We start from the raw sequence: 13,967 nt of genomic DNA, 5'->3' as shown, positions 1-13,967 counted from the left end.
AATAAAATCCCTCACCTAATTCGAGGTGAGGGGTTTTACTGCGTGTAAGAGTAAAATGAAGAGGTGCAAATAAATGAAACAAAGTATGGTATTCAGTCCTACATTACGTGAAGTTCCAGCTGATGCTGAAATTAAGAGTCATCAATTATTACTTCGCGCAGGTTTTATGCGTCAAAATGCTTCTGGTATTTATAGTTTTCTACCATTTGGATTAAAAGTATTACACAAAGTAGAACGTATCGTTCGAGAAGAAATGGAGCGTGCAGGAGCTGTAGAATTATTAATGCCAGCTATGCAAGCTGCAGAATTATGGCAAGAATCAGGTCGTTGGTATTCATACGGATCTGAATTAATGCGTATGAAAGATCGTAACGCTCGTGAATTCGCATTAGGAGCGACACATGAGGAAGTAATTACGGATCTTGTGCGTGATGAAGTGAAATCATATAAAAAATTACCGTTAACATTATACCAAATTCAAACAAAATTCCGTGATGAGCAAAGACCTCGTTTCGGTTTATTACGTGGAAGAGAGTTTCTAATGAAAGATGCATACTCTTTCCATGCTACACAAGAGAGCTTAGATGAAGTATACGATCGCTTATATAAAGCGTACTCTAACATTTTTGCTCGTTGTGGCTTGAATTTCCGTGCAGTTATTGCTGATTCTGGAGCAATGGGCGGAAAAGATACACATGAATTTATGGTATTATCTGATGTTGGTGAAGATACAATTGCATACTCTGACACATCTGATTATGCAGCAAACATCGAAATGGCTCCTGTTGTAGATACGTATACGAAGAGTGACGAAGCAGAAAAAGCTCTTGAAAAAGTAGCAACACCAGACCAAAAAGCAATTGAAGAAGTATCTGCATTCTTAAACATTGCAGCTGACAAGTGCATTAAGTCTATGGTATTTAAAGTAGATGAGAAATTAGTAGTTGTACTTGTTCGTGGTGATCACGAAGTAAACGATGTGAAAGTGAAAAATGTATACGGCGCTTCAGTTGTTGAGCTTGCTTCTCATGAAGAAGTAAAAGAATTATTAAATTGTGAAATTGGTTCATTAGGGCCGATTGGTGTAACAGGTGATATTGAAATTATTGCTGATCACGCTGTAGCATCAATTGTTAACGGATGTTCAGGAGCGAACGAAGAAGGATTCCATTATGTAAATGTAAATCCAGAACGTGACTTTAAAGTAAATCAATATACAGATTTACGCTTCATTCAAGAAGGAGACCAATCTCCAGATGGAAACGGAACAATTCTTTTCGCACGCGGAATTGAAGTTGGTCATGTATTCAAATTAGGAACTCGTTATAGTGAAGCAATGAACGCGACATTCCTAGATGAAAACGGAAAAACACAACCACTTATTATGGGTTGTTACGGTATCGGTGTATCTCGTACAGTGGCAGCAATTGCAGAGCAGTTTAACGATGAGAACGGCTTAGTTTGGCCAAAAGCTGTAGCACCATTCCATGTGCATGTAATTCCAGTAAATATGAAATCTGATGCACAACGTGAAATGGGTGAAAATATCTACAACTCATTACAAGAACAAGGCTATGAAGTGTTATTAGACGATCGTGCAGAACGTGCAGGTGTTAAGTTTGCAGATGCAGATTTATTCGGTCTTCCAGTTCGCGTTACAGTTGGTAAAAAAGCAGACGAAGGTATTGTAGAAGTGAAAGTACGTGCTACAGGTGAGTCTGAAGAAGTAAAAGTAGAAGAACTTCAAACATATATTGCAAATATTTTAAAATAAGAAGAGGTACCTCGTAATGGGGTACCTTCTCTTTCTTTGTAAACGTATTTTGTAAAAGAAGAAGGAAGAAATCTTTCTTTGTAGTACGTTTCAATTTATAATAGCAAATGGAAGGAGAGTGCTTATGTCTTTAACAAATGAACAACAAGAGCGATTTCAAATTTTGCTCCAGCAGTTGCAAATACCAGACGACCTTATAAATCAATATTTACAAGGCGGTGGTATTGAAAGGCTCGTTATTGATAAAGCGAATAAAAGTTGGCATTTTGATTTACAAGTGCCACGTATTTTGCCTACAGAATTATATGAATTGCTAGAAACAAAGCTTAAGCAATCATTTTCTCATATTGCAAGAACAACATTTGCATTAGAAACAGAGAATAAACAATTTACAGAAGAAGAAGTAAGGGCGTATTGGCCACTTTGTACGGAACGAATTACATTTTCACCCATGTTCGCGTACTTAAAGAAGCAACTTCCGCAGGTGAATGGAGTGAAGTTGTTAATAAATGTAAATAATGAGCTGGAGTCTACTGCTTTAAAGAAAAACGTTGCGAAACCAGTGGGGGATCAATACGAAGCTTTTGGATTCCCGCGTTTCCAGTTAGACACACATATACAGCAAAATGCAGAAGAAATGCAAAAGTTTCGTGAGCAAACGCAGCAAGAAGACCGCGAGCGTGTTATACAAGCTATGGAAGAAATGGCGAAGAAGCAAGCTGAAGAAAGCAGCGTTGTGCATGAAGGACCGATTACACTCGGGTATCTTATTAAGCCGGATGAAGAGATTACACCGATGCGAGAAATTCAAGATGAAGAAAGAAGAAAAACGGTTCAAGGATATGTCTTCCATGTAGAAACAAAAGAGCTTCGTAGTGGGCGTACGTTATTAACTTTAAAAATAACGGATTATACGGATTCTATTATGATCAAAATGTTCTCGCGTGACAAAGAAGATATTCCAATGCTGCAATCCTTGAAAAAAGGAATGTGGGTGAAAGCGCGTGGTTCTGTTCAAAACGATACATTCGTTCGAGATTTAGTAATGATTGCAAATGATATTAATGAAATAACAGGGCCGTCTCGTAAAGATAAAGCGCCAGAAGGCGAAAAGCGTGTAGAACTTCATCTTCACACTCCGATGAGCCAAATGGATGCTGTTACTCCTGTTTCTAGGCTTGTTGCCCAAGCTGGTAAATGGGGACATGAAGCTATTGCGGTTACAGACCATGCTGTGGCTCAGTCGTTCCCGGAGGCATATTCTGCGGGGAAAAAAGCTGGAGTTAAAGTTATATACGGTGTAGAAGCGAATTTAGTTAATGATGGTGTACCGATAGCGTATAACGAGGCGCATCGTTTACTTGCAGAGGAAACGTATGTTGTTTTCGACGTTGAGACGACAGGTTTATCAGCTGTATACGACACAGTCATTGAGTTGGCTGCCGTAAAAGTAAAGGGTGGCGAAATCATTGATCGCTTTGAATCTTTCGCAAATCCACATCAACCATTATCAGCGACGATTATTGAATTAACAGGTATTACAGATGATATGTTAACTGATGCACCAGAAGTGGACGAAGTGTTTAAAAAGTTTGAGGAATGGATGGGTGACCATACACTTGTTGCCCATAATGCAAGCTTTGATATGGGCTTTATTAACGTAGGTTTTAAAAAGGCTGGGTTAGAAAAAACGAATAACCCTGTTATTGATACGTTAGAACTTGCACGATTCTTATTCCCAGAAATGAAAAATCATCGATTAAATACGATGTGTAAAAAACTTGATATTGAATTAACGCAACATCACCGTGCGATTTATGATACAGAAGCGACGGGATATTTACTTGTGAAAATGTTGAAAGATGTAATTGAAAAGGGATTTGAATATCACGATCAATTAAATGATAGCATGGGACAAGGGGATGCGTATAAGCGTGGCCGTCCAAGTCATATGACGTTACTTGCCACATCAGATGTTGGGTTGAAAAATTTATATAAACTTGTTTCATATTCTCACCTTAATTACTTTTACCGTGTACCACGAGTACCGAGGTCACTATTAAAAAAATACCGTGAAGGAATTTTAGTAGGAACGGCTTGTGATAAAGGTGAAGTATTTGAGGCAATGATGCAAAAAGCTCCTGAAGAGGTAGAAGAAATTGCACAGTTCTATGATTACATTGAAGTAATGCCTCCAGAGGTGTTGCGTCATTTAGTAGAGCGTGAACTCGTTCGAGATGAAGGACAATTAAAAACAATTATCTCTAACTTAGTAAAACTAGGTGAGACGTTAGATAAACCAGTTGTCGCTACAGGGAACGTGCATTACTTAGATCCAGAAGATGCAATGTATCGTAAAATTTTAGTTAGTTCACAGGGCGGGGCAAATCCGTTAAATCGACATTCATTACCGCCAGTACATTTCCGTACAACTGATGAAATGCTAGAGTGTTTTTCATTTTTAGGTGAGGACAAAGCGAAAGAAGTTGTTGTAACGAATACACAAAAAGTTGCGTCATTAATTGGTGATGTTCGTCCGGTAAAAGATGATCTATATACACCGAAAATTGAGGGTGCCGATGATGAAACACGTGATATGAGTTATAAAATGGCACGCAGTATATATGGTGAAGAACTACCAGAAATTGTAGAGGCTCGCTTAGAAAAAGAATTGAAAAGTATTATTGGACATGGATTTGCCGTTATTTATTTAATCTCACATAAGCTTGTGAAAAAATCGTTAGTCGACGGATATCTAGTAGGTTCGCGTGGTTCAGTAGGTTCATCGTTCGTTGCAACGATGATGGAAATTACAGAAGTAAACCCATTACCACCACATTATGTCTGTCCAAAATGCAAGCAATCTGAATTCTTTAATGATGGTTCGGTAGGCTCTGGTTTCGACTTACCAGATAAAGATTGTCCGACATGTAATGTGGCATATGTAAAAGATGGACATGATATCCCATTCGAAACGTTCCTTGGATTCAAAGGAGATAAGGTACCCGATATCGATTTGAACTTCTCCGGGGAATACCAACCACGTGCCCATAACTATACGAAAGTACTGTTCGGTGAAGATTATGTATACCGTGCTGGAACGATTGGTACAGTTGCGGAAAAAACAGCTTATGGATATGTAAAAGGTTATGCAAATGATCACAATTTAACAATTCGGAATGCAGAGATTGACCGCTTAGTAGCGGGATGTACAGGGGTAAAACGTACAACTGGACAGCATCCAGGTGGTATAATCGTTGTGCCAGATTACATGGATATCTTTGATTTCTCCCCAATACAGTTTCCTGCTGATTCAATTGGTGCTGAGTGGAGAACAACGCATTTTGACTTCCACTCGATTCATGATAATTTATTGAAACTTGATATACTAGGACACGATGATCCGACCGTTATTCGTATGTTACAAGATTTAAGTGGTATTGATCCGAAAACAATCCCAACGGATGATCCAGAGGTAATGAAAATTTTCTCTGGTCCAGAAACGTTAGGGGTAACGGAAGAACAAATTAACTGTAAAACAGGTACACTTGGTATCCCAGAATTCGGTACGAAATTCGTAAGACAGATGTTAGAAGAGACAAAACCAACGACATTCTCAGAATTGGTCCAAATTTCTGGGCTGTCACATGGTACTGACGTATGGCTGGGTAATGCAAATGAGTTAATTTATAACGGTACATGTACGCTGAGTGAAGTTATCGGTTGTCGTGATGACATCATGGTATATTTAATCTATCAAGGTTTAGATCCATCATTAGCCTTCAAAATCATGGAGTCGGTTCGTAAAGGTAAAGGTGTACCGGAAGAATGGGAAGATGACATGAAAGGTAATAATGTACCAGGTTGGTATATTGATTCATGTAAGAAGATTAAATATATGTTCCCTAAAGCCCATGCGGCTGCTTACGTACTTATGGCTGTGCGTATCGCATACTTTAAAGTACATTTTGCACTTTTATTCTATGCGGCATATTTTACAGTCCGTGCAGATGATTTTGATGTAGAGGCGATGGCGAAAGGTTCAGCATCCATACGTGTGAAAATTGATGAAATAGCTCAAAAAGGATTGGATGCAGCGCCGAAAGAGAAAAGTTTATTAACGGTACTAGAAATGACGCTTGAAATGTGCGAGCGTGGATACTCATTCCAAAAGGTTGATTTATACCGTTCGCATGCAACGGAATTTATTATTGATGGAGACTCATTAATCCCTCCGTTTAATGCAGTGCCTGGTCTTGGTACGAACGCAGCCTTAAGTATTGTGGAAGCGCGCAAAAATGGAGACTTCTTATCAAAAGAAGACTTACAGCAACGAAGTAAGGTTTCGAAAACAATTATTGAGTATTTAGATAGCCAAGGTTGTTTAGGAGATTTGCCGGATCAAAACCAATTATCACTGTTCTAATAGGTAGGAAAAGTCTTTGCAAATCAATATTTGCTATGGTATACTATAAACCGAGATAACCATGTCATGTATATTTTGTGAAAAAGAGAGTGGGGAAACCCACTCTTTCGTGTTACTATCTACATTTTATTCATGTAGATAGTAAAGACATTTCTGTCGTATATACATATTTTGTTACAAGTTTTACTTCTTAAATTTGGTAATACTAAGACAGATATTCCCTGCTTAACGGCAGGGGCTTTTGTTAGCTAACGAGAAAGAATAAGATAGACCGTCTTTATGAACGGGATCTTTTCTTGTAAATGGTACATGGCGGCAGGAAGGAGGCTGTTTATGGATAAGAAAGTCACAGAAGTTGTAGAAGCATTTGCGCAGCCAATCGTTGAAGAGTTAAATCTTGAACTTGTAGATGTAGAGTATGTGAAAGAAGGACAAGACTGGTTCTTACGCGTATTCATCGATTCTGAAAAGGGAGTCGACATTGAAGAATGCGGTGCGGTAAGTGAACGTTTAAGCGAAGCTTTAGATAAAGAGGATCCAATTCCTCACCTTTACTTTTTGGATGTATCATCTCCTGGAGCAGAACGCCCATTAAAGAAAGAGAAAGACTTCCAGCAAGCGGTAGGAAAACAAGTGGCAATTAAAACATATGAGCCGATTGATGGCGAAAAGATGTTTGAAGGAAAGTTACTTTCCTACGACGGTACTACAATTACACTACTATTAACAATTAAAACACGTAAAAAAGAAATCCAAATTCCAATGGATAAAGTTGCAAATGCGCGACTTGCTGTTACGTTTTAGTAAGAAGGGGGATCTTCATGAGCACTGAGTTGTTAGATGCTTTGCTCGTATTAGAGTCAGAAAAAGGTATTAGTAAAGATATTATTATTGATGCGATTGAAGCAGCGTTAATCTCTGCTTATAAACGCAATTTTAACCAAGCACAAAACGTTCGTGTGAGCTTTAACCCAGAAGTGGGAACAATTCAAGTTTTAGCACGTAAGGACGTTGTTGATAATGTGTTTGATCCACGTCTTGAAATCTCTGTAGAAGAGGCAAGACAAATTAATCCAAACTACCAAGATGGCGACGTACTAGAAATTGAAGTAACGCCAAAAGATTTTGGTCGTATTGCAGCGCAAACTGCAAAACAAGTTGTAACACAACGAGTTCGTGAAGCAGAACGTGGTGTTATTTACTCAGAATTTAGTGATCGTGAAGAAGACATTATGGTTGGTATTGTACAACGCCAAGATGCTCGTTTCATCTACGTAAGCTTAGGTAAAGTAGAAGCTTTATTACCTGTAAGTGAGCAAATGCCAAATGAGCAATATAAGCCACATGATCGTATTCGCGTATTTATTACAAAAGTAGAAAAGACAACAAAAGGACCACAAATTTACGTATCACGTACACATCCTGGTCTTTTAAAACGTTTATTCGAAATGGAAGTTCCAGAAATTTATGATGGAACTGTAGAAATTCGCTCTGTAGCGCGCGAAGCAGGAGATCGTTCTAAAATCTCTGTGCATGCAGAAAACATTGATGTTGATCCAGTTGGTTCTTGCGTAGGACCGAAAGGACAACGTGTACAACGTGTTGTAGATGAACTAAAAGGTGAAAAGATTGACATCGTTCGCTGGTCAAATGATCCAGTTGAATATGTTGCAAATGCTTTAAGCCCATCACAAGTTGTTAAAGTACTTGTAGATGAAGATGAAAAAGCAACAACTGTTGTTGTTCCAGACCACCAGCTATCATTAGCTATCGGTAAGCGTGGACAAAATGCGCGTCTTGCAGCTAAATTAACAGGCTGGAAAATTGATATTAAAAGTGAGTCTGATGCGAAACAACTTGGAATTGTAACAGAAGAAGATAGCGTAATCGCATTCGGATTCGATTCAGTTGAAGACGAAATCGAATAGAGGTGATGAGTATGAGCAATCGAAAAGTTCCGTTACGAAAATGTATCGCGACGCAAGAGATGAAATCAAAACGAGAGCTCGTTCGCATTGTTCGTTCCAAAGAGGGCGAAGTGTCTATTGATTTATCTGGAAAAAAATCAGGACGAGGTGCATATTTGTCAAAAGATAAAGAATGCATTATGCAAGCCCAAAAGAAAAACATTTTGGAACATCATCTAAAAGCGAAAATCGACAGTTCTCTGTACGAAGAGCTTCTTGAGCTTGTTGAGAAGGAGTCGAAATAAGTGTCCGATTGGAAATCGTTTTTAGGACTAGCAAATCGCGCTCGAAAAATCATTTCGGGTGAAGAACTCGTTTTAAAAGAAGTACGAAGTGGTAAAGCAAAGCTCGTATTGCTTTCTGAAGATGCGTCAGCGAACACTACTAAACGTATCACTGATAAAACGACGTACTACAACGTACCAATGAAAAAAGTCGAAAATCGACAACAATTAGGGCATGCGATTGGGAGAGACGAGCGAGTCGTTGTAGCTGTGTTAGATGAAGGCTTTGCGAAAAAGCTACGTAGCATGCTCGATACAAATTACCGGGGGTGAAGGTATGAGTAAAATTCGAGTACATGAATATGCAAAAAAAAATAATATCTCAAGTAAAGATCTTATGACAAAACTTAAAGAGATGAATATCGAGGTTTCGAATCATATGACAATGTTAGAAGATGAAGTAGTAAATAAATTAGATAATGAATATAACACTGGAGCGGAAAAACCTTCTGTTGCAGATGAGTTTGAAGTAGAAGAGAAAGTTGTTCGCAGTAAAAAGAACAGCAATAAGAAAAAGAAAAAAGGCAAAGGAAATGAAGACAAACGTCAAGATAACTTTGCTGGAAGACAACAAACGCAAATAGTAGAAACACCAGATAAAATTACTTTCTCTGGAAGCCTTACAGTAGGTGAACTTGCTAAAAAGTTAAGTAAAGAGCCATCTGAAATTATTAAAAAGCTCTTCATGCTTGGAATTATGGCAACAATTAACCAAGACTTGGATAAAGATACAATTGAGTTAATTGCTACTGATTACGGTATTGAAGTAGAAGAAGAAGTAGTTGTAAGTGAAACTGAGTTTGAAACATTCATTGATGAGCAAGATGATGAAGAAAACTTAAAAGAGCGTCCAGCTGTTGTTACGATTATGGGACACGTTGACCATGGTAAAACAACATTACTTGACTCAATTCGTAATTCAAAAGTAACTGCTGGCGAAGCGGGTGGAATTACTCAGCATATTGGTGCATACCAAGTTGAAGTAAATGATAAGAAAATTACATTCTTAGATACGCCTGGTCACGCGGCATTTACAACGATGCGTGCTCGTGGTGCGCAAGTAACTGATATTACAATCCTTGTTGTTGCAGCTGATGACGGTGTTATGCCTCAAACAGTTGAAGCGATTAGCCATGCAAAAGCAGCTGGAGTACCAATTATTGTTGCTGTGAATAAAATGGATAAACCAGCGGCGAATCCTGATCGTGTAATGCAAGAATTAACAGAATATGAATTAGTTCCAGAAGCTTGGGGCGGAGATACAATTTTCGTACCAATTTCTGCAATCCAAGGCGAGGGAATTGACAACTTGCTAGAGATGATTCTTCTTGTAAGTGAAGTAGAAGAATATAAAGCAAACCCAAATCGTTATGCAACGGGTACTGTAATTGAAGCACAGCTTGATAAAGGTAAAGGAACTATCGCGACATTATTAGTTCAAAACGGTACACTTCGAGTTGGAGATCCAATCGTTGTTGGAACTTCATTCGGACGTGTTCGTGCAATGGTAAGTGATATTGGTCGTCGTGTAAAAGTTGCTGGTCCATCAACTCCTGTTGAAATTACAGGTTTAAATGAAGTACCACAGGCTGGAGATCGTTTCATGGCATTCGCTGATGAGAAGAAAGCTCGTCAAATCGGTGAATCACGTGCACAAGAAGCGTTAGTTGCACAACGTGGTGAGAAATCTAAATTAAGCCTTGAAGATTTATTCCAACAAATCCAAGAGAGCGATGTAAAAGAAATCAACTTAATCGTAAAAGCAGACGTACAAGGTTCTGTTGAAGCGATGGCAGCGTCACTTCGTAAAATTGATGTTGAAGGCGTAAAAGTTAAAATCATTCACACTGGTGTAGGTGCGATTACAGAATCTGATATCATTTTAGCTTCTGCATCTAATGCAATTGTAATTGGATTTAACGTACGTCCGGATGTGAACGCGAAGCGTACAGCTGAATTAGAGAACGTTGATGTTCGCTTACACCGCATTATCTACAAAGTAATCGAAGAAATTGAATTAGCAATGCAAGGTATGCTGGATCCAGAATTCGAAGAAAAAGTAATCGGTCAAGCGGAAGTTCGTCAAACATTCAAGGTAACAAAAGTTGGAACAATCGCAGGTTGTTACGTAATTGACGGTAAAATTACACGCGATAGTGGCGTTCGTATTATCCGCGATGGTATCGTAATTTTCGAAGGACAACTTGATACGTTAAAACGTTTCAAAGACGACGTAAAAGAAGTTGCACAAAACTATGAGTGTGGTATTACAATTGAGAGATATAATGACCTTAAAGAAGGGGACATCATTGAAGCATACGTTATGGAAGAAGTGAAGCGATGATTGTCGCTTCACTCTCATTCGAGTGTATGATTTACGATGTGCATTCTTTAAAAGAGAAACGGGCAATTTTGCAACGAGTGCTAACTCGTGTGAAACAGCGCTATAATGTAGCTGTTTCTGAAGTTGGGCATCAAGATGTATGGCAACGTACAGAAATTGCGGTTGTTTCCGTATCCTCAAATCGTGTTATCTGTGAAAAAGAAATGAATCGTGTACTGGAGTACATCGATTCATTTCCTGAAATTGAACGTACGATAACACAATTGGAATGGTATTGAATGAGGTGAAGAGTTATGAAATTACGTGCAAACCGTGTAGGCGAGCAAATGAAAAAAGAATTAGGCGACATCATTAGTCGTAAAATTAAAGACCCACGTATCGGATTTGTTACAGTAACAGATGTACAAGTGAGTGGTGATTTGCAAATTGCCAAAGTATATATTTCTGTTTTAGGTGACGAAGAACAGAAAGAAAATACGTTAAAAGGTTTAGCGAAGGCAAAAGGCTTTATTCGTTCAGAAATTGGCCAACGTATTCGTCTTCGTAAAACACCGGAAATTACCTTTGAGTTTGATGAGTCTATCGGATATGGTCATCGAATTGATACACTTTTACATGAAATTAATAAAGACGGTAAACGTGAAGAATAATGGATAGACATTTGTCTATCCATTTTTTCAATGCAAAATAAGTTTTGGATATTTACTAAGAAAGAATTATGATGAGGTGAACATATATGGAAGGTGTAGTATTATTACATAAGCCAAAAGGCATGACATCACATGATTGTGTATTTAAATTAAGAAAGATATTGCGAGAAAAGAGAATTGGTCATACGGGAACATTAGACCCAGATGTAACGGGAGTATTACCACTTTGTGTGGGGAGAGCAACGAAGATTGCACAATTTTTAACAAGTGAAACGAAAACATATGAAGGTGAAGTAACATTAGGGTTTTCAACAACAACAGAAGATGCATCTGGTGAAGTTGTGGAGAAACAAGATGTAAACCGTGTTATTACACGTAAAGAAGTAGAAGAGGTACTAGCGGAATTAACAGGCACGATTGAACAAATGCCACCAATGTTCTCAGCTGTAAAAGTAAACGGGAAAAAATTATATGAATATGCAAGAGCAGGACAAGAGGTGGAACGTCCAGTTCGTATAATTACGATTCATGAATTCGTATTACTTGATGACCGTGAAGTTTTTGAAGGAGAAAATATTTCATTCCGTTTCCGTGTAACGTGTAGTAAAGGAACATATGTAAGAACGTTAGCGGTAATGATCGGGGAGAAACTTGGTTTCCCATCACATATGTCTCACCTTGTAAGAACGGCATCTGGTGAATTTTTATTAGAAGATTGCATATCATTTGAAGAAATTGAAGAAAACGTGCAAAATGGAACAGTAGAGTCTATCTTCATTTCAATTGATGAAGCATTAAGTAAGTTTCCAAAAATGGTTGTAGATGAAAAGCAAGCAGAGAAAATCAAGAATGGTATGTTCTTAAAGAATGAATTAGAAATAACAGCACCATTTATTACAGTGTTTGATAAAAATGATCGTTGCTTAGCAATTTATGAACATCATCCGAAACATCCTGGCATGTTAAAGCCGATGAAAGTACTTGTGAATAATCAAGAACTAAAGCTATAATGAATTATTGGAAGGATTATTACAGAAAAAGGTGAATTCAAGCGTGAAACTTATTCATTTAACTCATCCACATGAACAAAATAAATTAGAATTACCACCTACTGTAATGGCATTAGGATTTTTTGATGGCATTCATTTAGGACATCAATGTGTAATTCGAACTGCGAAAAAAATAGCGGACGACCGAGGATATAAAAGTGCAGTTATGACATTTCATCCTCATCCATCTGTTGTTTTAGGGAAAAAGGATGCGCATGTGGAGTATATTACACCAATGCGTGATAAAGAAAAAATAGTCGAAAGCTTAGGAATCGATATATTATATGTGATTAAATTTGATGAATCATTTGCAGGGTTATTACCACAACAATTTGTAGATGATTATATTATTGGTTTAAATGTAAAGCATGTAGTAGCAGGGTTTGATTATTCATATGGACGTTTAGGAAAAGGAAAGATGGAGACTTTACCATTTCATGCAAGAGGGGAGTTTACACAGACTGTGATTGAAAAAGTTGAATTTCAAGAAGAGAAAGTAAGTTCTACAGCATTACGAAAGTTAATTCGAAATGGCGAAATGGAACAAATTCCATCTATTTTAGGTAGAGCCTATACTGTAGCGGGAACAGTTATACACGGCGACAAACGTGGGCGTCAAATTGGTTTTCCAACAGCTAATGTAGGTTTAAGTGATGAGTATTTATTGCCACCTGTAGGTGTTTATGCAGTGAGATTAAAAGTTCACGATGAATGGTACGATGGTGTATGTAATATTGGATATAAACCGACTTTTAAAGAAGATGAGCGTCAATTATCAATTGAAGTGCACTTATTTGAATTTAACAAAGATATATACGATCAAAATGTTACAGTAGAGTGGCATATGCGTATAAGAGAAGAGAAGAAATTCAATGGCATTGATGAGTTAGTTGAACAAATCGCAAAAGATAAGAAAACAGCACAAGAATATTTTGCGAGCGAAAAGAATATACTTGCTTTTTCAAATGAAAAGTAGTATTCTATGTTATGTACTTTATGACAACCATTGCTTGGCATTGCGACTCACCGACGCTTGCTAGGTAATTGGGGGTTTAATTAATAGGAGGTGAAATAGGATGGCTTTAACACAAGAGCGTAAAAATGAAATCATTGCACAATTTAGAACTCATGAGACTGATACTGGTTCTCCAGAGGTTCAAATTGCTGTCCTAACGGAGCAAATTAACACTCTAAACGAGCACTTACGTACTCACAAGAAAGATCATCATTCACGTCGTGGTCTATTAAAGATGGTTGGTAAACGTCGTAATTTACTAACTTACCTTCGTAATAGCGATATCACACGTTACCGTGAATTAATCACAAAGCTTGGCTTACGTCGATAGTCAAAGAAGCGGGAATATTCCCGCTTTTTTGTTAGGTAAAAATATATCTTCTACGCTTTATAGCTTACTTAATTTTAGGCAATACTAGAGGTAGAATATTGTGATATACTATCCATTTACATAGAAG

12 protein-coding genes are annotated in these 13,967 nt (G+C 37.8%); all 12 read left to right on the top strand.

Annotated features, from left to right (window positions below):
- Positions 1 to 73: 73 nt before the first annotated feature.
- The 12 genes from AC3EMB_RS18655 to rpsO all read left to right on the top strand — a co-directional run bounded on the left by AC3EMB_RS18655 (position 74) and on the right by rpsO (position 13,840).
- A complete protein-coding gene (locus AC3EMB_RS18655) occupies positions 74 to 1,774 on the top strand; it encodes a proline--tRNA ligase (protein WP_488517220.1) in 1,701 nt (566 codons plus the stop codon).
- A gap of 124 nt (positions 1,775 to 1,898) precedes the next feature.
- Positions 1,899 to 6,200 (top strand): PolC-type DNA polymerase III, encoded by a 4,302-nt coding sequence (locus AC3EMB_RS18650; protein WP_053563760.1) that lies wholly within the window; start codon positions 1,899 to 1,901, stop codon positions 6,198 to 6,200.
- Positions 6,201 to 6,533: 333 nt separating this feature from the next.
- The gene (gene rimP / locus AC3EMB_RS18645) at positions 6,534 to 7,004 is read left to right on the top strand and encodes a ribosome maturation factor RimP (RefSeq protein ID WP_000359095.1); all 471 of its coding nucleotides are present in this window, start codon (positions 6,534 to 6,536) and stop codon (positions 7,002 to 7,004) included.
- 17 nt (positions 7,005 to 7,021) lie between these two features.
- Positions 7,022 to 8,128: a transcription termination factor NusA gene (gene nusA / locus AC3EMB_RS18640; protein WP_000102598.1), complete on the top strand. Its 1,107-nt coding sequence runs from the start codon at positions 7,022 to 7,024 to the stop codon at positions 8,126 to 8,128.
- An 11-nt stretch (positions 8,129 to 8,139) separates the two neighbouring features.
- Positions 8,140 to 8,412 carry an RNase P modulator RnpM gene (gene rnpM / locus AC3EMB_RS18635; RefSeq protein WP_000071125.1) on the top strand — a complete coding sequence of 91 codons (273 nt, stop codon included), beginning with the start codon at positions 8,140 to 8,142 and terminating at the stop codon, positions 8,410 to 8,412.
- Complete coding sequence (locus tag AC3EMB_RS18630) at positions 8,413 to 8,724, top strand: YlxQ family RNA-binding protein (RefSeq protein WP_001286522.1); 312 nt, start codon at positions 8,413 to 8,415, stop codon at positions 8,722 to 8,724.
- A gap of 4 nt (positions 8,725 to 8,728) precedes the next feature.
- The gene (infB, locus tag AC3EMB_RS18625) at positions 8,729 to 10,795 is read left to right on the top strand and encodes a translation initiation factor IF-2 (protein ID WP_000036347.1); all 2,067 of its coding nucleotides are present in this window, start codon (positions 8,729 to 8,731) and stop codon (positions 10,793 to 10,795) included.
- Positions 10,792 to 11,073 carry a DUF503 domain-containing protein gene (locus AC3EMB_RS18620; protein WP_000634350.1) on the top strand — a complete coding sequence of 94 codons (282 nt, stop codon included), beginning with the start codon at positions 10,792 to 10,794 and terminating at the stop codon, positions 11,071 to 11,073. The genes infB and AC3EMB_RS18620 overlap by 4 nt, the downstream gene beginning before the upstream one ends.
- Positions 11,074 to 11,088: 15 nt before the next feature.
- The gene (gene rbfA, locus AC3EMB_RS18615; protein WP_000776437.1) at positions 11,089 to 11,445 is read left to right on the top strand and encodes a 30S ribosome-binding factor RbfA; all 357 of its coding nucleotides are present in this window, start codon (positions 11,089 to 11,091) and stop codon (positions 11,443 to 11,445) included.
- 86 nt (positions 11,446 to 11,531) lie between these two features.
- Positions 11,532 to 12,455 (top strand): tRNA pseudouridine(55) synthase TruB, encoded by a 924-nt coding sequence (gene truB / locus AC3EMB_RS18610; protein WP_488517219.1) that lies wholly within the window; start codon positions 11,532 to 11,534, stop codon positions 12,453 to 12,455.
- A 43-nt stretch (positions 12,456 to 12,498) separates the two neighbouring features.
- Complete coding sequence (gene ribF, locus AC3EMB_RS18605) at positions 12,499 to 13,470, top strand: bifunctional riboflavin kinase/FAD synthetase (RefSeq protein WP_000766703.1); 972 nt, start codon at positions 12,499 to 12,501, stop codon at positions 13,468 to 13,470.
- 100 nt (positions 13,471 to 13,570) lie between these two features.
- Complete coding sequence (gene rpsO / locus AC3EMB_RS18600) at positions 13,571 to 13,840, top strand: 30S ribosomal protein S15 (RefSeq protein ID WP_001229392.1); 270 nt, start codon at positions 13,571 to 13,573, stop codon at positions 13,838 to 13,840.
- Positions 13,841 to 13,967: the final 127 nt, after the last annotated feature.

This window comes from Bacillus sp. LQ16, assembly GCF_057784645.1.
Note: the sequence above shows the minus strand (reverse complement) of the source record. Positions and strands in the feature narration are given on the sequence as shown.